The sequence below is a fragment of the Afipia sp. GW822-FHT03D08 genome (genome assembly GCF_058801645.1).
The window spans coordinates 2494376-2514715 of the sequence record NZ_JBXANK010000001.1 but is presented as its reverse complement, the minus strand read 5'-3'; the positions used below and the strand labels follow the sequence as shown (position 1 = coordinate 2514715).

The 20340-nt window shown below is 62.8% G+C and carries 19 protein-coding genes; 8 read left to right on the top strand and 11 right to left on the bottom strand.

The features are described 5' to 3' along the window. Nucleotides 1-22: 22 nt before the first annotated feature. Complete coding sequence (locus AC1RM7_RS12430; protein ID WP_024921761.1) at nucleotides 23-835, bottom strand: ComF family protein; 813 nt, start codon at nucleotides 833-835, stop codon at nucleotides 23-25. Nucleotides 836-970: 135 nt separating this feature from the next. Here AC1RM7_RS12430 and AC1RM7_RS12425 point away from each other — a divergent pair, with 135 nt between their 5' ends. Continuing rightward, nucleotides 971-1831: a methyltransferase domain-containing protein gene (locus AC1RM7_RS12425; protein ID WP_024921762.1), complete on the top strand. Its 861-nt coding sequence runs from the start codon at nucleotides 971-973 to the stop codon at nucleotides 1829-1831. A gap of 886 nt (nucleotides 1832-2717) precedes the next feature. On the opposite strand, the gene AC1RM7_RS12420 is transcribed toward AC1RM7_RS12425, so the two are convergent. From AC1RM7_RS12420 to AC1RM7_RS12410, 3 genes are all read right to left on the bottom strand, one after another. Continuing rightward, nucleotides 2718-3122: a (deoxy)nucleoside triphosphate pyrophosphohydrolase gene (locus AC1RM7_RS12420; protein ID WP_006022438.1), complete on the bottom strand. Its 405-nt coding sequence runs from the start codon at nucleotides 3120-3122 to the stop codon at nucleotides 2718-2720. Then, the gene (gene argJ, locus AC1RM7_RS12415) at nucleotides 3119-4360 is read right to left on the bottom strand and encodes a bifunctional glutamate N-acetyltransferase/amino-acid acetyltransferase ArgJ (RefSeq protein ID WP_024922055.1); all 1242 of its coding nucleotides are present in this window, start codon (nucleotides 4358-4360) and stop codon (nucleotides 3119-3121) included. The genes AC1RM7_RS12420 and argJ overlap by 4 nt, the downstream gene beginning before the upstream one ends. A 186-nt stretch (nucleotides 4361-4546) precedes the next feature. After that, on the bottom strand, nucleotides 4547-5476 hold the full coding sequence (locus tag AC1RM7_RS12410) for a peptidylprolyl isomerase (protein ID WP_024922056.1): 930 nt from the start codon (nucleotides 5474-5476) through the stop codon (nucleotides 4547-4549). A 398-nt stretch (nucleotides 5477-5874) separates the two neighbouring features. On the opposite strand from AC1RM7_RS12410, the gene secA reads away from it, so the two are divergent. Beyond that, nucleotides 5875-8709 carry a preprotein translocase subunit SecA gene (secA, locus tag AC1RM7_RS12405; RefSeq protein WP_006022435.1) on the top strand — a complete coding sequence of 945 codons (2835 nt, stop codon included), beginning with the start codon at nucleotides 5875-5877 and terminating at the stop codon, nucleotides 8707-8709. Nucleotides 8710-8783: 74 nt separating this feature from the next. Here secA and AC1RM7_RS12400 read toward each other — a convergent pair whose 3' ends face one another. The 4 genes from AC1RM7_RS12400 to AC1RM7_RS12385 all read right to left on the bottom strand — a co-directional run bounded on the left by AC1RM7_RS12400 (nucleotide 8784) and on the right by AC1RM7_RS12385 (nucleotide 12915). Then, a complete protein-coding gene (locus AC1RM7_RS12400) occupies nucleotides 8784-10271 on the bottom strand; it encodes a L,D-transpeptidase family protein (RefSeq protein ID WP_024922057.1) in 1488 nt (495 codons plus the stop codon). Between the two features lie 389 nt (nucleotides 10272-10660). Continuing rightward, a complete protein-coding gene (locus AC1RM7_RS12395; RefSeq protein WP_024922058.1) occupies nucleotides 10661-11623 on the bottom strand; it encodes an acetyl-CoA carboxylase carboxyltransferase subunit alpha in 963 nt (320 codons plus the stop codon). A 168-nt stretch (nucleotides 11624-11791) separates the two neighbouring features. After that, on the bottom strand, nucleotides 11792-12751 hold the full coding sequence (gene xerD, locus AC1RM7_RS12390; protein ID WP_006022432.1) for a site-specific tyrosine recombinase XerD: 960 nt from the start codon (nucleotides 12749-12751) through the stop codon (nucleotides 11792-11794). Nucleotides 12752-12768: 17 nt separating this feature from the next. Beyond that, nucleotides 12769-12915, bottom strand: a complete 147-nt coding sequence (locus tag AC1RM7_RS12385) for a hypothetical protein (RefSeq protein ID WP_006022431.1) — start codon at nucleotides 12913-12915, stop codon at nucleotides 12769-12771. A 193-nt stretch (nucleotides 12916-13108) separates the two neighbouring features. Here AC1RM7_RS12385 and AC1RM7_RS12380 point away from each other — a divergent pair, with 193 nt between their 5' ends. The 4 genes from AC1RM7_RS12380 to AC1RM7_RS12365 all read left to right on the top strand — a co-directional run bounded on the left by AC1RM7_RS12380 (nucleotide 13109) and on the right by AC1RM7_RS12365 (nucleotide 16627). Beyond that, on the top strand, nucleotides 13109-13732 hold the full coding sequence (locus AC1RM7_RS12380; protein ID WP_006022430.1) for a shikimate kinase: 624 nt from the start codon (nucleotides 13109-13111) through the stop codon (nucleotides 13730-13732). After that, the gene (aroB, locus tag AC1RM7_RS12375) at nucleotides 13729-14871 is read left to right on the top strand and encodes a 3-dehydroquinate synthase (RefSeq protein ID WP_024922059.1); all 1143 of its coding nucleotides are present in this window, start codon (nucleotides 13729-13731) and stop codon (nucleotides 14869-14871) included. The genes AC1RM7_RS12380 and aroB overlap by 4 nt, the downstream gene beginning before the upstream one ends. 78 nt (nucleotides 14872-14949) lie before the next feature. Then, nucleotides 14950-16299, top strand: coding sequence for an HlyC/CorC family transporter (locus tag AC1RM7_RS12370; protein ID WP_024922060.1), 1350 nt, complete (start codon nucleotides 14950-14952; stop codon nucleotides 16297-16299). Between the two features lie 58 nt (nucleotides 16300-16357). Then, entirely contained in the window at nucleotides 16358-16627 is a 270-nt protein-coding gene (locus AC1RM7_RS12365) for an endonuclease domain-containing protein (protein WP_244434432.1), read from the top strand. A 115-nt stretch (nucleotides 16628-16742) separates the two neighbouring features. Here AC1RM7_RS12365 and AC1RM7_RS12360 read toward each other — a convergent pair whose 3' ends face one another. Next, nucleotides 16743-17048: a BolA family protein gene (locus AC1RM7_RS12360; protein ID WP_024920566.1), complete on the bottom strand. Its 306-nt coding sequence runs from the start codon at nucleotides 17046-17048 to the stop codon at nucleotides 16743-16745. A gap of 128 nt (nucleotides 17049-17176) precedes the next feature. Here AC1RM7_RS12360 and AC1RM7_RS12355 point away from each other — a divergent pair, with 128 nt between their 5' ends. Beyond that, nucleotides 17177-17827, top strand: a complete 651-nt coding sequence (locus AC1RM7_RS12355) for a J domain-containing protein (protein ID WP_006022425.1) — start codon at nucleotides 17177-17179, stop codon at nucleotides 17825-17827. Here the strand turns inward: AC1RM7_RS12355 and AC1RM7_RS12350 are convergent. Both AC1RM7_RS12350 and AC1RM7_RS12345 read right to left on the bottom strand, forming a co-directional pair. After that, nucleotides 17802-18371 (bottom strand): DUF1801 domain-containing protein, encoded by a 570-nt coding sequence (locus AC1RM7_RS12350; protein ID WP_024920565.1) that lies wholly within the window; start codon nucleotides 18369-18371, stop codon nucleotides 17802-17804. The two genes, AC1RM7_RS12355 and AC1RM7_RS12350, sit on opposite strands and share 26 nt — an antisense overlap. Nucleotides 18372-18378: 7 nt before the next feature. Beyond that, a complete protein-coding gene (locus AC1RM7_RS12345; RefSeq protein ID WP_024920564.1) occupies nucleotides 18379-19029 on the bottom strand; it encodes a DedA family protein in 651 nt (216 codons plus the stop codon). A 294-nt stretch (nucleotides 19030-19323) separates the two neighbouring features. Here AC1RM7_RS12345 and cobS point away from each other — a divergent pair, with 294 nt between their 5' ends. Further along, nucleotides 19324-20319, top strand: a complete 996-nt coding sequence (gene cobS / locus AC1RM7_RS12340; protein WP_006022422.1) for a cobaltochelatase subunit CobS — start codon at nucleotides 19324-19326, stop codon at nucleotides 20317-20319. The last annotated feature ends 21 nt before the right edge of the window (nucleotides 20320-20340 follow it).

Here is a 20340-nt window from a genome sequence, read left to right as displayed (position 1 = left end):
TGTGAAACGGGAAGTACCCAAATTATATGGGGCTCTGGAGCGTGTCCACAACCCGTGAGAACACCAGCACATCCACCGATGCAGCCCTGGCCCGCAGCAGCGCACGGGCGCAGGCATCGACCGTCGCGCCGGAGGTCAAAACATCATCAATCAGCACAATCCGGCGGCCCTGCACGGCAGATTTGTTCTCTAAAGGCACCTTGAACGCGCCTTGCACGTTGAGTGCGCGGTCAGCCTTGGAAAGACCGACCTGTTGCAGCGTCGGCCGCACCCGGCGCAGGGCGTTCCCGAGCACCGGCAGATGTGCGGATTTGCCGATCACCGCCGCCAGCGCGCCGGACTGGTTGTAGCGGCGGCTCCATCCGCGCCGCCAATGCAGCGGCACGGGGACAAGTGCATCGGCCTCGCCGAGAAGCTCCTGACCGGCGCGCGCCATCCATCGCCCCATGGCCGGCGCCAGATCGGTGCGGTCCTGATACTTCAGGGCATGGACCATGGTCCGCGCCACCTCGTCGTACCGGACCGCGGCGCGCGCGCGCTGATAGGCCGGTGGATTGGCGATGGCCTGCATCGACAACAGGCCGGGTCCCGGATCGTAGACGAAGGGTATCCCGAGCCGTGCGCAGAACGGCGGCGCGATGAACGACAGTTTGGCCCAGCAGGCCGCACAAACACCTTCGCCGGAGACGGGCTCGCGGCACGACACACAAAGCGTCGGCAGGGCAATGTCGAGAGCAAGCCGCGGCAGTGAGGTGAGGGCGGTTCGAAGCATGCCAAGCAGCGGCTGACGCAACCGGCCTGAAGGATGTGACGATGCCTGATCGAGCCCCGACATGATTTCCCCGCCGCCAGAGGCTAGTTGCTGTCCTTGCCGGAAACAAGCGCGGCCAGTGGTCCGATTCTAACACGCGCTTGCCCTATCGGCACGCAGGCAATTGCCAGACCAGTCTCCGAGGGCGTACCAACGGCCATGACCTCGCCTTCGACCGAAATGCCGCCGCGCCTGTTCGATCGCGCCCTGCTGCGCGACCGGCAGACTCGCGCGGTGAAGTACGGGGCCGCGTCCTTCCTGCTCGACCGCGTGGCCGAGGACATGGCGGAGCGGCAGCAGGCGGTGCTTCGCGAATTTTCCGACGGCATCGATCTCGGCACATCCGGCGACCAGGTGCGTGACGCGCTGAGAGGCAATGTCCGGCAGTTGCGTGCGGTGGTGCTGCCGGTCTCTGATACCGAGCCGCTGGCGCTTGCGCCAAGCTCCGTCGATCTCGTGGTCTCGGCGCTGGCGCTGCAGTTCGTCAATGACTTGCCGGGTGTGCTGGCGCAGATCCGGCGCGCCCTGAAGCCTGACGGGCTGTTTCTCGCCGCGACGATCGGCGGCGAGACGCTGACCGAACTGCGGCAATCCTTCGCTGCGGCTGAAGCCGAGGTGGAAGGCGGCGTGTCGCCGCGGGTCGCGCCGTTCGCCGATCTGCGTGATCTGGGCGCGCTGTTGCAACGCGCCGGCTTCGCACTGCCGGTAACCGATGTGGACCGCATCGTCGTGCGCTACGACAACGCGTTTGCGCTGATGCAGGATTTGCGGCGCATGGGCGCGACCAACATTCTGAACGAGCGCCGCCGCACGCCGTCGCGCCGCGCCACGTTTCTGAAGATGGCGCAGGTTTATGCCGAGCGGTTTTCCGATCCCGACGGACGCATCCGCGCGACGTTCGATGTGGTCTGGCTGTCGGGATGGGCGCCGCACGACAGCCAGCAGAAGCCGCTCAGGCCCGGTTCGGCTAAAATGTCGCTGGCGGACGCGGTGAACAAGGCGCGCAAGGATACGACGTGATTTTTCTCGATGTCGTCCCCGCGCAGGCGGGGACCCATACTCCCTGGGTCTTCAGTGCTGTTGCGATCGCGGGGCAACTCTTTCTTGGTCTTCACTGAGGATGGTGGTTACGGGTCCCCGCCTGCGCGGGGACGACTGGAGTGTGACGTGACAGTTTACGTCACTTCGGCTTTTCCGATTCAATTTTCAAACAGCATGCGCGTGTCGGGCTTGCCCCATTCGCGCCAACGAAAGGCGTGCGGATTCGTTCTCGCGCATCGCGCGAGGTGAGCTTTTCGTTTTGCCCCTCACCGCGCGCGCGAGGCCTGCCTCGTTCGCGCCCTCAATACGAGGGGCATGGAGCGCCGCGAGGCGCACCTTTGTATCGTCTCGCTTCCGGCATCGCGTGCGAGGCGATGTGAGGTCCGGAAGCGCATCGCCTTGCGGCGCTCCATTGCGGCGATTTTGGGCGAGGGGACCGTACTTCCGGGTGCGGACGGGGGAGGTTACTCGACCCCTGATCCGGACGGCTTTCGCCGCCTTCGTCCGCTCCGCGTCCAGCCGGCGAACGGCAGAGCCACATAGTTGGCCCGGACGGTGACCCCAGCCTCCCGGACGCAACGGGTGCGAACCGTGCGCGCAGGCGCCGCATCCTGCTCCGCTTCAAAGCGCCCTCGAGAAGCGCCCCTCACGAACAGGACATCGCGAACTTAAGCGCGCTTCAGAACACGGGGACGCGTATCCCCATCACGAAATGTTTCGAGGTCGGATTTCCCCACTCGTCGCTCCGGGGCGCGCGTTGCGCGAGCCCGGAATCCATAGCCACTCAGGAGATCGTCGCAATCATGGATTCCGGGCCTGCGCCTTCGGCGCATCCCGGAATGACGGAGGGAAGAGATCGCCGCGCCTACAGCAGCAAATCCGTCAGATGCGCAATCAGCGGAATGTCCGCGGGCGGCATCGGGTAATCGCGCAGCTTGTTGGCGCGCACCCATGCGAGCTGCTGGCCTTCGTGCGGCGTCACGGTGCCTTCCCACTTCCGGCAGATGTAAAGCGGCATCAGCAGATGGAAGGTCTCATAGCTGTGGCTGGCGAAGGTGAGCGGCGCGAGGCACGGCTCCTCCACCTTGATGCCGAGTTCCTCCGCCAGTTCGCGGATCAGTGCCGGCTCCGGCCGCTCGCCGGGCTCCAGTTTGCCGCCGGGGAATTCCCATAGCCCCGCAAGCGTCTTGCCTTCGGGACGCTGCGCGATCAGGACGCGGTTGTCCGTGTCGATCAGCGCGCAGGCGACAACGAGGACGAGTTTGATCACGAGCGGTAGTCGCCATTGATGGCAACATATTCCTTGGTGAGATCGCAGGTCAGCACGCGGTCGCGGCCCTTGCCGAGACCAAGCCCGACCTTGATCTGGATCTTCGGCTGCTTCATCAGCGCGGAGACTTCCTTCTCATCATAGGACGGATCGCGCGCGCCCTTGGTGGCGACACGGATTCCATTGAACGCAATCGACAGTTTGTCGCGGTTGGCGGGCTCGCCGGCCTTGCCGACGGCCATGACCACGCGGCCCCAGTTGGCGTCCTCGCCCGCGATCGCGGTCTTCACCAGCGGCGAGTTGGCGATCGACATCGCGATTTTCCGCGCGGACGTCTTTGATGTTGCGCCTTCGACCACAACCTCGACCAGCTTGCGCGCGCCTTCGCCGTCGCGCGCGACCTGTTCGGCGAGATCAGCCAGAATGCCGTTGAAGGCCTTGGTGAACGCTTTCAGGCGCGGATCGGAGGCACGGGTGATTTTCGGTGCGCCTTGTGCTGCCGCGGCGCCGGTGGCGAAGGCCAGCAGCGTGTCCGATGTCGAGGTGTCGCCATCGATGGTCACCGCGTTGAACGTATCCTCGACGCCGGTCTTGAGCAGTGATTGCAGCGCTCCTGCCGAAATCGGCGCGTCGGTGAAGATGAACGACAGCATCGTCGCCATGTCCGGCGCGATCATGCCCGCGCCCTTGGCCATGCCGTTGATCGTGACCCTGGCCTTGCCGAGTTTCACAGTGGCGGTCGCAACCTTGGGGAAAGTGTCGGTGGTCATGATCGCGGTGGCCGCGTTCATCCATCCATCGGGTTCGGCGGCCTTTGCGAGATCGTCGAGCACACCGTTGAACTTGGTGGCGTCGAGCGGCTCGCCGATCACTCCCGTGGAGGCGAGAAAGATTTTGGCCGGCGTCGAGCCGGTTGCTTTCGCGGCGATCGATGCGGTGAGCGTGGTTGCCTGCTTTCCCGTTTTGCCGGTGAAGGCGTTGGCATTGCCGGAATTGACCACCAGCGCGCGGGCCTCGCCGCCCTTGAGCCTGGCGCGGCACCAGTCCACCGCGGCGCTCGGGCACTTCGATTTCGTGAACACGCCGGCCACCGTGGTGCCCTTGTCGAACAGCGCCAGCAGCACGTCGGTGCGGTTCTTGTAGCGGATGCCGGCGGCCGCCGTCGCAAGGCGCACGCCGTCGATCTGCGGCATGTCAGGAACATCGGTGGGGGCGAGCGGGGAGACGGCGGTGGACATGAGGGCTCAATTCCTTGGTGAGGATGAGCGCTCTGTATCACCTCTCCCCGCCTGCGGGGAGAGGTCGGCTTTCGCGCGCAGCGAGAAAGTCGGGTGAGGGGCAAATCGGTAACATTCGGCCCCTCATCCGGCTCGCAAGCGCTCGCCACCTTCTCCCCGCTTGCGGGGAGAAGGAAACAAGTCGATTTACTTCTTCTTCGCCGGTGCCGCCGGAGCAGCCTTGGCATCCGGCGTGGCAGCCGGAGCGGCAGCATCGGCCGGCTTGTCGGTGCGCTCGACCTTGGCTTCGGTGCGCAGCTTGGTGACGTAGTCGGCCTGCGCCTTGCGGATCACGAAGTTCTGGATCTGGCCCTTCACCTGCTCGAAGTCCGGCGGCTTGCGGTCGCGGGCTTCCTCGACCTTGATGATGTGCCAGCCGAACTGTGACTTCACGGGATCGGAAATCTTGCCGGGCTCGAGCGCGAAGGCGACGGCGGAGAATTCCGGCACCATCTGCTCCTTGGTGAAGAAGCCGAGATCGCCGCCGTCGGCTGCGCCCGGGTCCTTGGATTTTTCCTTGGCGAGCTTGGCGAAGTCGGCGCCCTTATCCAGCTCGGCCTTGATCGCCTTCGCTTCTTCTTCGGTCGGGACCAGAATGTGCCGGGCGCGGACTTCCTTCTCGCCGGACACCTGCTTGGTGGCGTCCTCATAGACCTTCTTCATGGCCTCGTCGGTGACGGCCGCCTTGCCTTCGGTCGCGAGCAGGCTGTCCATCAAAAGACGGTCGCGCGCGAAGGCGATTTTCTGCTTGAACTCTGCCGAGTCGCCGATCTTCTTGGCTTCGGCGGCCTTGGCGACGATTTTCATATCGATCAGGAAGGCGATCAGATTGTCGCGGCGGGTCGCGGGGTCCATCTGCTGGAGGCTCGGTCCCAGCTCTTCCTCGGCGACGGTCAGATCGCTCTGGCGGATCTCAGCCCCGTTAACCTTTGCGATCACGGCGTTGGCGTCCTGCGCGCGGAGCGGCTGGCCGGTGCTCAGAACGGCCGTGAGACAAATTGCAGCGGCCGATGTGAGCAGTCCTAGTCGCGCGCCCAGTCCGGTGTGGGAGGCTGTGCGGTTCGGAGAAACGGTCATGGAAAATCCTTATGGGTCAAAGGCTGGTTACCGAGCCGGCGTTCGCTTCGTGATGACGCGAATCTCAAAGACCGGAGGACCGGGCGGTTCGGGAGGCCGGACACTCGCCCAACCTCTGCCCGGACGCAACGTGAAAAACCCGCCAAAATCATGAAATCCTTGACAGGTTCGCGCGTTGACAAGGCTTTGGACGGCCCATATCTCTCCCGGCAGGCTCTCCTGGCTGCTGCGGGGCTTTGCCGCGCTCAAGCGGGTGAACCTTTAGAATTCGCTCCCGCACCCATCCTCGGGGATTCGCGCAAGGGTTTGCTCCATCAGCAATTCTGCGGACGTTTCATACCGGTTTCAGGGCTGCGGTGACTTCAGCCGCAACGCTAACTGCAAGACAGGAATTTTTCATGCTCGGCGCGCTCGCCCGCAAGTTTTTCGGCTCCGCCAACGACCGGCGGATCAAGGGATACCAAGCCCGCGTCGATGCGATTAACGCGCTGGAACCCGAGATCGCGGCCCTGTCCGACGAGGCGCTGAAGGCGCGGACCGCGGAGTTCCGCAAGCAGATCGCGGAAGGCAAGACCCTCGACGACCTGCTGGTTCCTGCGTTCGCCACCGTTCGCGAGGCCGCCAAGCGGACCCTCGGTCAGCGCCATTTCGATGTGCAGCTGATCGGCGGCATGGTGCTTCATGAAGGCGACATCGCCGAAATGAAAACCGGCGAAGGCAAAACGCTGGTGGCGACGCTGGCGGTCTATCTCAATGCGCTCGCCGGCAAGGGCGTTCACGTCGTCACCGTCAACGACTATCTCGCCAAGCGCGACTCCGCCTGGATGGGGCAGATCTACGGCTTCCTCGGGATGACCACCGGCGTGATCGTCCATGGTCTCGACGATGCCGAGCGTCAGGCGGCCTATGCCTGCGACATCACCTACGGCACCAACAACGAGTACGGCTTCGACTATCTGCGCGACAACATGAAGTATCGGCTCGAGGACATGGTCCAGCGTGGTCACGCTTACGCCATTGTCGACGAAGTCGACTCGATCCTGATCGACGAAGCCCGCACACCGCTCATCATTTCCGGACCGCTCGACGATCGCTCCGAATTCTACAACACCATCGACACCTACATTCCGAAACTGGAAAAGGTGACGGACTTCGAGGTCGACGAGAAGCAGCGCACCGTCACGCTGACCGAAGCCGGCATGGAGAAGATCGAGAACCTGTTGCAGGCCGCCGGCCAGCTCAAGGGCGACTCGCTCTACGACGTCGAGAACGTCTCTGTCGTTCACCACATCAATCAGGCGCTGCGTGCGCACTCGCTGTTCCAGCGCGACAAGGACTACATCGTCCGCGACGGTGAAGTGGTCATCATCGACGAGTTCACCGGCCGTATGATGCCGGGCCGCCGTTATTCGGAAGGCCTGCATCAGGCGCTGGAAGCCAAGGAACATCAGCCGGTCCAGCCTGAAAACCAGACGCTGGCCTCGATCACGTTCCAGAACTACTTCCGCATGTACGACAAGCTCGCCGGCATGACCGGTACGGCGGCGACGGAAGCGGACGAACTATTCGACATTTACAAGCTCGAGGTCATCGAGGTCCCGACCAACGTGCCGATCGCGCGCCTCGACGAGGACGACGAGGTCTATCGCACCGCCGAGGAAAAGCATCGTGCGATCCTCGCGGAGATCGAGCAGGCCAACAAGCGCATGCAGCCGGTGCTGGTCGGCACGGCGTCGATCGAGAAGTCGGAAGTGCTGGGTGAGTATCTCGCCAAGAACGGCTACAAGCAGATCGACTTCGGTAATCCGAAGGCGCTGGAGAAGCTCTACGCGGCCGCGCGCGCGGGCAAGCCGGCCAAGCTGTTCGCGGTTCTGAACGCGCGCTTCCACGAACAGGAAGCGTACATCGTGGCTGAAGCCGGCGTGCCGGGCGCGATCACCATCGCGACCAACATGGCCGGCCGCGGCACCGACATCAAACTCGGCGGTTCGCTGGAAATGCGCAGCCAGATCGAGACCGCCGACATCACGGATGAGGCCGAGAAAAAGGCCAAGATCGAACAGATCAAGGCCGACATCGAACGCTTCCGCGAGATGGTGTTGAAATCCGAGGAAGTGATCGAGATCGAACCGGCGAAGGGCAGCAAGCCAGCCAAGACCATCACCAAGCCGGGCGGCCTCTACATTATCGGCTCGGAGCGTCACGAATCCCGCCGCATCGACAACCAGCTTCGTGGCCGCGCCGGCCGTCAGGGCGATCCCGGCCGCACCAAGTTCTATCTGTCGCTCGAAGACGATCTGATGCGCATCTTCGGATCGGACCGGCTCGACAGCATGCTGACCCGTCTCGGCCTCAAGGAAGGCGAGGCGATCATCCATCCGTGGATCAACAAGGCGCTGGAGAAGGCGCAGCAGAAGGTCGAGGCGCGCAACTTCGACATCCGCAAGAACCTGCTCAAGTTCGACGACGTGCAGAACGACCAGCGCAAGGCGATCTTCGATCAGCGCATCGATCTGATGCGCGACCAGAACGTCGCCGAGACCGTCGCCGACATGCGCCATGCGCTCGTCGACGATCTGGTCGCCAAGCACGTGCCCGAGCATGCCTATGCCGAACAGTGGGACGTCGCCGGCCTGAAGGACGAATTGAAGCGCGTCCTCGATCTCGATCTGCCGGTCGATGAATGGGCCAAGGAAGAAGGCATCGCCAACGAGGAGATGCTGTCGCGCATCGAGCAGCGCGTCGACGAACACATGGCGGCGAAGTCGGCCCAGTTCGGTCCCGATGTCATGCGCTATGTCGAAAAGTCGATCCTGCTTCAGACGCTGGATCATCTGTGGCGCGAGCATCTGGTGATGCTGGATCACCTGCGGCAGGTGATCGGTCTGCGCGGCTACGGCCAGCGCGATCCGTTGCAGGAGTACAAGTCCGAGGCGTTCAATCTGTTCGAGGGCCTGATCTCGCACCTGCGCGAGGCGGTGACCGCCCAACTGGTGCGCGTCGAGATCGTGCCGCCGGACGAGCAGCCGGAACTGCCGCAGATGGAAGCGCACAAGCTCAATCCGAATACCGGCGAGGACGAGATGGCCTTTGCACAGGCCGCTCTTGCGCCGGTCCCGGCCGCCCAGCGTGATCCGCAGAATCCTGCGACCTGGGGCAAGGTCGGCCGCAACGAGGATTGCCCGTGCGGTTCCGGCAAGAAGTTCAAGCATTGCCACGGCAAGTTCGCCTGAGCAGTCCAACCCGCTGAATAAAAAACGCCGGTCGAAAGACCGGCGTTTTTTTTATGTGCGGTAATAACGCTTGCTTAGCGGACCGTCGACCAGCGGCTGTCGAAGGAGTTCGCCTGCACTGCGGGCTGAGCTCCGGCCAGCGACGGCTGCGATGCCGGAGCGGCGGGCGCGGCTGCCGCGGCTGTTGTCGCAGGCGCTGGAGCGGCAGGCTTGGCGGGCGCCTGAGCCTGCTGCGAACGATCAAGCGGAATAACGCGCGGCGGGGTGCTCTTGGCGGCTTCCCTGGTCGGGCCGGGCGACTTTGCCTTCGGTGCAGTGGTCACCGCGGTGGGCTTTGCCGGCGCAGCGGCAGGCTGGGGATCGGATCCGCGCAGGCCGACGGAACGGGACAGCTTGCTGAGGAAGCCCTCGGACGAGCTCGCGCTGGCATTGGAAGACGCAGCAGGCGTCGTGCTGGTCACCGCCACCACCGGCTCGCTGTTGGACGATGAGGTGAAGCTGAACGACGGCGCGGTTTCCGGCGCCTTTGGAAGGGTCGCGTGAGCGGGAATGGTGCCCGGAGCAGGCAGATACGCCGCGACCGCATAGTCGGTGACGTCCTTGTCGATCGCGGCTTCGCCTTCGGGCAGCTTGGAGGCGAACACCGGATGCATGCCGCCGTCGATACCGGCGCGCGAACGCGCCGTCGCCGTGCCGCGCGAGATCAGTTGCGCGGTCTTCAATTCATCCTGACGCTGCTTGTCCTGGACCGCTTCGGCGATCTCGGGCGAAACCTGATAGGCGGGGCATTGCGCCGAGGCGTTGAAGGTCAGCGGGCGGGTCGAACCTGCGGGCTTCTCCGCGTCGAAGACGTACTTCTTCTCGCAGAAATCGACCTTCGGCTCCTGCTTCGTGACCTCGAAGTGATCGTTGCCTTCCTTGATCATCTTCCAGAAAGGCATGTTCGGATTGTTGCGGTGGCGGGCCATGTTCTGCGGCGTCATGCGGAACGGATAGGCCTGCACCTGAAATGCGTTCTGGCCGCCGAAGAAGGATTCACGGCCGAGGGCATAGATTTCCGAAATCTGCTCGTCGGTCATCGCGTAGCAGCCGCGCGACGAGCAATCGCCGTGGACCATCAACTGCGATCCGGTGCGGCCCCATGCCTTATCGTAGGCATTGGGATAGCCCATGTTGAACGACAGGAAATACGCCGACGTCGGATTCATCTGCGCGGGGGTAATCGAGTAGAAGCCCTCCGGCGCCTGACGGTCGCCTTCCTTGACCTTCGGCCCGAGGTCTCCCGACCAGCGGCAGATCGGGTAGGTCTTCAGCAGCGCGAACTTGCCGTTGCGGTCCTGCTTCCAGACTTCGAGTTCGGCTTCCTGCTTGAACAGGCGGACAAGGATCGGCGACGCCTTGTCCATGTTCTTCGTTTCGATGTCGGCGAGCAGCTTGTCGGGGATCGGGCGATTGGCCTTTGAACTCGGCGAGAGCTGTTCGCCGTTGCATCCAGCAAGCAAAACGCCGGCCGCAAGCGCAGCCGACGTGACAAGCGCGCGAATGTGCGTGCGGTCAATCATGCAAGGCTCCGCGGCAGACCGGCAATCCCCATACTCCGGCTAGACCCAAGACTCGACCCCGGTAACAGATCGTCTTCCGGCAAAGTGGCGCGCAGGAGGCGGCCGGAAAACACTGTCTGTTAAAACAGGCCGCACGTGTTTTCGTCGTAAAAGCGAGGTTGGCTTTTCGGCTAAAAACGTGCGTCAGCAATTGAGCAATTATTATCCTTAAATACCCCTCTGTCGCAAGCCGAGCGGCCTGTCCCGCAGGGACGGGAAGCGTTTTATGGTCAACGCTAAGTAAATCAAAATACAGGGGAAAAACGGCCAGGGCAGAAGCGGGCCTGTCTCGAAAAAGCCACGATGTGACTTCGCCGCATGGATTGCGCAGATTTGGCTTGGGCGACGCCCTAGCCGAGCTTGCGTCCGATATCGAGGAACTTCTGCCGGCGCTGGTTGCGGACCGCCTTGGAATCGAGGCTGCGCATGTCGTTGAAGGCCTGCGCGATGGCGTCGCCGGTCCGGGAAATCATCGCTTGTGGATCGCGGTGCGCGCCACCCGGCGGTTCCTTCAGGATGGTGTCGATCACACCGAAGCGGGCGAGATCCTGCGCAGTGATCTTCATGTTGATCGCGGCTTCCTGCGCTTTCGTCGAATCGCGCCACAGGATCGAGGCCGCGCCTTCCGGTGAGATCACGCTGTACACCGCGTGTTCGAGCATCAGCACGCGGTTCGCGGTGGCAATCGCGATCGCGCCGCCTGAGCCGCCCTCGCCGATGATGACGGCGACATTGGGCACGCCGAGATTGAGACAGGCTTCGGTGGATCGCGCGATCGCTTCCGCCTGTCCGCGTTCCTCCGCGCCGATGCCGGGATAGGCGCCCGCAGTGTCCACCAGTGACAGCACGGGAATACCGAAGCGATCCGCCATTTCCATCAGCCGGACGGCCTTGCGATAGCCCTCGGGCTTGGCCATGCCGAAATTATGCTTGAGCCGGGTTTCGGTGGTCGCGCCCTTCTCCTGGCCGATCACGCAAATGCTTTCGCCTCTGAAACGGCCGAAGCCGCCGATCAGCGCTTCGTCGTCGCCGAACTTGCGGTCGCCCGCGAGCGGCGTGAACTCGGTGATGAGCTGCCTGACGTAATCCAGGCAATGCGGCCGCAGCGGATGACGCGCAACCTGGGTTTTCTGCCATGGCGTCAGGTCGGAATACAGTTCGGTCAGCGCCTGCGCCGCCTTCTCTTCAATGCGCGACACCTCTTCGCTGATGTCGCTGCCGCTGGCGGCAAGCGCACGCAACTCGTCCACCTTGGCATCGAGTTCGGCGACGGGTTTTTCAAAGTCCAGATAACTGCGCATCAGGTCCGGCATGTGACAAATATAAGGGGCGGGCACGATTGGGCGAAGGGCGCGCGAATCGGTCTTTTGGTCGCTCTTGATCGAGGATTGAGGTCTTTCGTGGGGTCTTTCAAGTCAAGAAGCGCTCCCAAGTCAAGCGCCGTGGTCAGGAGGGCCGATATTGTTGGGCTTTTCGTCGCCTCATGTGTCGGCCAATGGATGCAGATCGCGCACCAGGCTCTTCAGTCGCTCCTCGACGATATGGGTGTAAATCTGGGTCGTGGAAATGTCGGTATGGCCGAGCAGCGTCTGGACGATCCGCAGATCGGCTCCATTGTGCAGAAGATGGGAAGCGAATGCGTGACGCAAGACGTGGGGACTGATCAGCCGCGGCGCAATGCCCGCGGCCATCGCTAATTCTTTGAGGTCGCGGGCGAAATGCTGCCGCGTCAGATGGCCGCTTTCGCCGGATGAGGGAAACAGCCACTTCGATGCCGCCGATGCCTTCTTCTGCGTGCGCCGCGTCTCGTCAAGGGCGGCGAGATAGTCGGCCATGGCCTGCTTCGACGTTTCGTTGAGCGGGACCAGACGTTCCTTGTTGCCCTTGCCGCGCACCACGATCATACGTGCGTCGCGCCGCGCGGCGGAGAGCGGCAGCGCCACCAGTTCCGAGACGCGAAGCCCCGTCGCGTAAAGAATCTCGAGCAGACAGGAGAGCCGGAGCGCGCGCAGTCGTTGCAGCGGCGATTGTTCGGGCGCAACCGACAGCGCCTTGGCCTGCGTCAGCAGACGATCGACATCGGCGATGGACAGCACCTTCGGCAATGCGCGCCCGCGTTTCGGGCCTGACAGGATTGCAGCCGGGTCATCGCCGCGCACACGTTCGCTGAGAAGAAAGCGAAACAGGTGACGCGTCGACGAGAGCTTGCGCGCCACGCTCGACGATTTGAATCCGCGGGTGTCGAGGTCGGCCAGATAGTCGCGCAGTGTCTGGGTGTCGGCATTCATGAAGGTGGATTTGCGCCGCGCGAGAAATTCGGAGAGGTCTTCGAGATCGCCGCGATAGGCGTCGAGCGTGTTGGCGCCGGCGCCCTGCTCAGCCGCGAGCATATCGAGGAACAGGCCGGTGAGCCGTACGTCGGAGGATTTGTCGGACGGCATGACGTTCCTCCAGCCGCCTACTTCTTGAGAAATCTGTCGGGCGGAACGCTGACCGTCATTTCGCGCGGCTTGGGATTGACGAAATTGGCGAGCGCAAAGATGCCGCCGTAGATCAGCCCGCCGAGCACCGCCACGACAGTCAGGAAGCGAAACAGGCTGGGCATCGCGAATAGCCTCGAAATTAACCTTTGAGATGCGGCGCCAAAGGCGTGTTAACCGCCGGAACACTGCGGTTCGGACCGACTAAACTACCAACATGTTCGCGCCGTTTCGGCAAGAGTCTCTGGCAACGGGATCGGCAGGAGTAGTATAGGTGACACATGAGCTTAGCCGCATTTGCGGCCAACCGGGCCAGAGATGACCGAAACCGCAGCCAGCCATCAGGACGGCATGACCCATGAGGCCGACATCGTCGCGGCTCTGGGCGGCCGCTCGATCGTGCTTGTCGGCATGATGGGGTCGGGCAAGTCAACCATCGGGCGCCGGCTGGGTGCGCGGCTGCATGTGCCGTTTCTCGATGCTGATCATGAAATCGAAATCGCGCATGCGGGCATGACGGTCAGCGAAATCTTCGCGCAGCATGGCGAACCCTATTTCCGCGATGGTGAAGCCCGGGTGATCGCGCGGCTGCTGGAGACCGGCCCCTGCGTGATCGCCACCGGCGGCGGCGCGTTCATGCGCGAGGAGACGCGCAGGCGAATTCACGACAAGGCTGTCTCCATCTGGCTTCAGGCGGACGGCGATATCATTCTCAGGCGGGTCAAGCGCCGCGCCGACCGGCCGCTGCTGCAGACTGCCGATCCGGCTGCGACCATCGCGCGTCTGATCGGTGAGCGCAGTCCGTTCTATCAGCTTGCCGATCTGGCGATCGCGTCGCGCGATGTGCCGCACGAGAAAATCGTCGATGAATGCATCGACGCGCTGGCCGCACACCTGTTGTCGGGCGGCACGGCGTCCTCTTCCTCAAGCGAAACACAATGACCGCTCCCATCAAGACCAATAACCCGGTGACCGTCGGCGTCGCCCTCGGCGACCGCGCCTATGACATTGTGATCGGCCGCGATGTGCTGCCGTCGCTCGGCCATCGCATCGCCGCGCTGCGGCCCGGCGCACGTGCGGCCATTGTGACCGATCGCACCGTCGCCAGACACTGGCTCGGCAAGACCGAGGCGGCGCTCGCCGATGCCGGCATTGCATCGTCGCGGATCGTGGTGGGCGAGGGCGAGGCGTCCAAAAGCTACGCGGTGTTGCAGGAGGTTTCCGAAGGACTGATCGCGGCGAAGATCGAGCGCAACGATCTGGTGATTGCGCTCGGCGGCGGTGTGATCGGCGATCTTGCGGGCTTCGCGGCCTCGATCGTCCGGCGCGGGGTCGATTTCGTGCAGGTGCCGACATCGCTGCTTGCGCAGGTCGATTCATCGGTGGGCGGCAAGACCGGGATCAACTCGCCGCACGGCAAGAATCTCGTCGGCGCATTTCATCAGCCGGTGCTGGTGATTGCGGATACGGCGGTGCTCGATACGCTGTCGCCGCGCCAGTTCCGCGCGGGCTATGCGGAAGTCGCCAAATACGGCGTGCTTGGCGATGCGGCGTTGTTCGACTGGCTGGAGGCTCATCACGGCGAGATATTTTCCGGCGGAGCTGCGCGTGAACAGGCCATCGCCGCCAGTTGCCGCGCCAAGGCCGAGATCGTGGCGCGCGATGAGCGCGAAACCGGCGACCGCGCATTGCTTAATCTTGGGCACACCTTCGGCCATGCGCTGGAAGCGGCGACCGGTTTTTCCGACCGCCTGTTCCATGGCGAAGGGGTTGCTGTCGGCATGGTGCTGGCCGCCGAATTCTCGGCGCGTCTGAACATGATCTCTGCGTCCGATGCCGCGCGCGTGCAGCGTCACCTCGCGTCGGTCGGTCTGCCGACCAAGGTGCAGGACATCGCCGGCTTCCAGCAGGAAGGTCTTGCGGATGCCGACACGCTGATGACGCTGATGGCGCAGGACAAGAAAGTGAAGCGCGGGCGATTGACGTTCATCCTGCTGGAGGAGGTCGGCAAGGCAGTGATCGTCAACGACGTCGATCCGTCGACGGTTCGTGCGTTTCTTCAGGAAAAATTGTCGGGGTGAGGTGATGCTGTCTCAACGCGGAATGCCAGGACTTGTCGTCGGCGCACCGCATAAAGACGAGGCAGTCGCGGGACAAACATGAATTCAGCCGCCGTCAATCTGCTCATCGCCATCCTTCTGCTCGCCGCCAACGCATTCTATGTGGCGGCGGAATTCGCGCTGGTGAAAAGCCGCGGGTTTCGCGTCAAGGCGATGGCCGAGCAGAACCGCTTCGGCGCTCGGCTGCTGATGAAAATGATGGGCAATATCGAAGCCTATCTCGCGTGCTGCCAGCTCGGCATCACCATGGCCTCGCTCGGTCTCGGCTGGGTCGGCGAGCCGACCGTTGCGGCGCTGCTCAAGCCGGTGCTCGAGCCGCTGGGAATGCCGGAGTCCGCGCTGCATTTCACCGCCTTCATCACAGGCTTTCTGGTGTTCTCGTCGCTGCATATCGTGATCGGCGAGCAGGTGCCGAAAACGCTTGCGATCAGGCAGCCCGTGCCGGTCTCGCAATGGATCGCGTATCCGCTCTATGTCTCCTTTCTCGTTCTTTATCCGCTGAACTGGCTGCTCAACGGCGCGTCGCGGGCGATCCTGCGGATGCTGGGCGTCAAGGAATCCTCAACGAGCGAAATTCTCACCGACTCCGAAATCGAAGGGCTTGTGGAAGAGTCGGCCGAGCACGGAAAGATCGAGAGCGGCGAAGCCGAATACATCCAGAACGTGTTCCGGTTCGGCGATCTTGCTGTGTCCGACGTGATGGTCCACCGCACCAAGATGGTCAGCGTCAACGCGGACGGCCCGCCTGACGCGGTCATCAAGGGAATTCTCGAGTCCGAATATACCCGTATCCCGCTCTGGCGCGAGAAACCCGAGAACATCATCGGCGTTTTGCACGCCAAGGATCTGCTGCGCGCCATCCGCGCCAACGACGGCGATCTTTCCAAGATCGACGTCGGTGCGCTCGCCTTGCCGCCATGGTTCGTGCCCGAGATGCGGCCGCTGTCCGAGCAGCTCAAGGCCTTCCGCCGCCGCAAGACTCACTTTGCGCTTGTGGTCGACGAGTATGGCGAGGTCGAAGGCCTGGTGACTCTGGAAGACATTCTGGAAGAGATCGTCGGCGACATCTCCGACGAGCACGATGTGGTGGTCGCCGGTGTCCGGGCCCAGCCGGATGGATCGGTGGTGGTCGAGGGCTCGGTGCCGATCCGCGATCTCAACCGCGCGATGGACTGGCATCTGCCGGACGAGGAAGCGACGACCATCGCCGGTCTCGTTATCCATGAGGCGCGCTCGATCCCGGACCGGGGTCAGAGCTTCACCTTCCACGGATTCCGTTTCAGGGTGCTGCGGCGTGAGCGCAACCGCATCACGGCGCTGCGGATCGTGCCGCTGCCGCGCGACAGCGGCGCGCCCGAGAAAAAGCCGAAGGCGGGAACGGCGTTCTAGCGCCACCGACGACGATGTGAGGCGATGAGATAGATGAGAGGAGCGCTCCCTGCAGCGGGTGGCTGACGAGACGCGAACGAAAAAGATCGAGGCAGAAGGTTATCGTGTATTGCGGTTCTGGAATCACGATGTGATCCGGAATCTGGACGGAGTGCTTCTTGAGATTCAGGATGCGTTGACCCCCACCCCCGACCCCTCCCCGCAAGGGGGAGGGGGAGTAATTGATGGATCGTGCCGCTGCCGCGCGAAAGCGGCGCGCCCGAGAAGAAGCCGAAGGCGGGAACGGCGTTTTGAGCGCCACCGACGACGATGTGAGGCGATAAGATAAATGACGTGAGCGCTCCCTGCTCCCCTCCCCCTTGCGGGGAGGGGTCGGGGGTGGGGGTCGCAGATCTTTGCGCAGCAGTTAAATTTGCGGCGGCTGATCGCCAACAATCAGTGCATCAGTGTTTGCACGCCTTGGCAGGGGCGGGCCGCCGGGCGTCCTCACCGGGGGCGTAGGTGTGCATCGCCAGTGCGTGAACGGAGCCGGCGAGTTCCGGCGCCAGCAGCGTGTTTATCATGCGATGGCGCTCGATCCGGCTCTTCCCTTCGAACGCCTTCGACACGATATATATCCTGAAATGCGTCTCGCCGCCCGGCCTGTGGCCCGCGTGGCCCTCATGCAGATGGGATTCGTCGGCGACATCGAGGCTTTCGGGCGCGAAAGCTTCGCTCAACTTCTTTGTGATGTGATCTTTTGCGGTCATGATCTGCGCAATATCGTGCGTTATTCGCCAAGGTCAATGACCGTTTCAATTGCGGTTCACCGTCGCGGTGATGTATAATCCGCGACCGTCAAAATTCACGCTTCCAGCAAGGCGTTATCGTAGCAGCCATGGCCATCGACTCATCCAAATTCTTCGACAGCATTCGCATCAAGCCCAACAAGCAGAGCGCGAAGCAGCAGGCTGCTGCGCGCGAGGAAGCTGTGATGTGCGAAGCGCCGGGCTGCAAGAACAGGGGTGCGCATCGTGCACCGAAGGGCCGCGGAAACGAGAAAGAATACTGGCATTTCTGCCTGAACCACGTCCGCGAATACAATCAGGGCTACAATTTCTTCCAGGGCATGAGCGACGAGGCGGTCGCCACCTACCAGAAGGATGCGCAGACGGGACACCGTCCGACCTGGAAGATGGGGCAGAACGGAGCGAAGGGCAAAGGCAAGTCCGGCGCGGTCAACCTGGACGATGCTGTCGATCCTTTCAGCGTCTTCAGCGAGATGAATGGCCGGAGCCGCTGGCGTTCGAATGCGAAGGCGGAGGAGCCGAAAGTCGAGACGCGAAAGATCTTCAACGCCGAGAAGAAGGCGTTGCTGGTCATGGGTCTCGGTCCCGACGCGACGCTTGAGACGGTGAAAGCCAAATACAAGCTGCTGGTGAAGCAACATCATCCCGATGCCAACGGCGGCGATCGCTCGACCGAAGACCGCCTGATCGAGATCATCAAGGCCTACAACTATCTCAAGACGGTCGTGCGCGCGTCCTGAGCGCGGGCTGTTCCGGCTTGCCGGGGTCGCGCTTTCTCTTTGAAACGGCCTTCTTTACCCCGATTGCTTTTTTCTTCGACGCAGCCTTGTTCTTCGAAGGCGTCTTGTTTTTCGAAGAGACTTTGCGCGCGTGATAGGTCAGCGCCAGCCCGACGCAGTGGCGCAGCGCGTTTTCCGGAATCCGCGCTGCCACCTTGAACAGGATACTGCGGTTGCCGCCGTACTCCATCTGCGTCGGATAAAGCTCCCGGAAGGTCTCAACGAGATCGGTCTGGCAATGGAAATACATCGCGACGCGGCCGTCGGATTTTTCGCGGTCGATACGGATCGTGCTGCCGCTGCCGGTTTCAGTCGTGAGATAGCTGGGCTGGCCCCATTTCAGCGTTTCCTCCAGCGGACCGACACCGTCGATGGTTTCCGCGGTCTCGAAAATGATGGCACGCAGCTTCATCAGTTTAGCGCGGACGTCCTCGGGGTAGGCCGCGAAAACCTTCGCGACATTACTGTCGTTGAAGGTCCCGCTCCGTCCGGTATTGCGCTTCATGGAATGCTCACTGCTGGCTGGAGCGCTTCTCGGCCGGAGCAGCCGTTTTGCGCCGGCTGTGCCAGTAGTGAACCGCGACCACGATCGTTCCGATCGCGATGATGCCGCCGACCAGCGGGAATCCATAGTGTTCGACTTTGGCGCCCCATCGCTCGGCAACGGAACCGGCGAGAAGGCCCGGCAATACATGCGCCGGCGCCCATAACAGGCAGGCCGCGATGCTTGCGGGATAAAAGCGGCGCGGTGGCATGCCGAGTGCGCCCGCCACGACCGGGACGAGCGCGCGCACCGGCGGCACGAAACGCGCGAAGAACACCGCAAATGTCCCGTAACGGTGAAAGAACTCCTCGCTTTGCGCCATGACCGCCGGGTATTTCGACATCGGCCATGATGTCAGGATCTCGCGCTGGCTGACGTAGCCGATCGAGTAGGCGAGAGCTTCTCCGATCACCGCGCCGGCGATGGCGGAAGCCAGGACCGGTGTGAGGCCAAGGCTGCCGGCGGGGATCAGGGCGCTGAGGGCCAGAATGACGGTCGATCCCGGAACGAGCGTGCCCAGGATAGGAATGGCTTCGAGAAACGCCGCCAGGAAAATCGCGGCATAGGCAAGCTCGGCGTGAAGCGAGACGAAGCCGATCAACTGATTGAGGTAATTCACGGGAGGTCCACTGCCGGCGTCAGACGGTACAATACACCGCAGGAACCGGCGGCGAAGCGGCGAGATCGGCTCTCAAAAACGACAAAACCGGCTCCAGACACCCGGCGCGTATCGTCACAATCGCAGGGCAGACCTACCAAACGCGCAAAAATAGCTTATCTCAATGAAAATACACTGGAACTTTCATTGTATGGTGGGCTTCTGCCGTTTGCATCTGTCTGCTAGGTTGAATCACGCACCCCACCCGCAGCAAGCACGTCTGGTTTCGGGAGCATCCGGGACCACGGAGGATTGATGAGCGCCGCCACGACTCTATCGCAGGAACCCACGAACCTCCCCGACATGAAAGTGTCGGTTCGTCAGGTCTTCGGTATCGACAGCGATCTCGAGGTTCCTGCCTATTCCAACAGCGATCCCCATGTGCCCGACGTCGACTCGGATTACCGTTTCGATCGCGCCACCACGCTCGCGATCCTCGCCGGTTTCTCCAAGAACCGCCGCGTCATGGTCACCGGCTTCCACGGCACCGGCAAGTCGACGCACATCGAGCAGGTCGCGGCCCGCCTCAACTGGCCTTGCGTGCGCGTCAACCTCGACAGCCACATCAGCCGTATCGATCTCGTCGGCAAGGACTCCATCGTCGTCAAGGATGGCAAGCAGGTCACCGAATTCCGTGACGGCATCCTGCCGTGGGCGCTTCAGCACAACGTCGCGCTGGTGTTCGACGAGTACGACGCCGGCCGCCCGGACGTGATGTTCGTGATCCAGCGCGTGCTGGAAGTCTCCGGCCGCCTGACGCTGCTCGACCAGAACAAGGTCATCAAGCCGCATCCGGCGTTCCGCCTGTTCTCGACCGCCAACACCATCGGTCTCGGCGACACCTCGGGCCTCTATCACGGCACCCAGCAGATCAACCAGGGTCAGATGGATCGCTGGTCGATCGTGACCACGCTGAACTATCTGCCGCACGACGAGGAAGTCGAGATCGTGCTCGCCAAGGCGAAGCACTATCGCACCGATGCCGGCCGCGACACCGTCAACAAGATGGTCCGTCTTGCGGACCTCACGCGCAACGCGTTCGCCAACGGCGACCTGTCGACGGTGATGTCGCCGCGCACCGTCATCACCTGGGCCGAGAACGCCGAGATCTTCGGCGACATCGGCTTCGCATTCCGCGTCACCTTCCTGAACAAGTGCGACGAGCTTGAACGTCCGCTGGTGGCGGAGTTCTATCAGCGCTGCTTTAATGCGGAACTGCCGGAATCCGCGGTCAATGTGGCGTTGAGCTGACGTCTTCTGCGCGAGTCATCG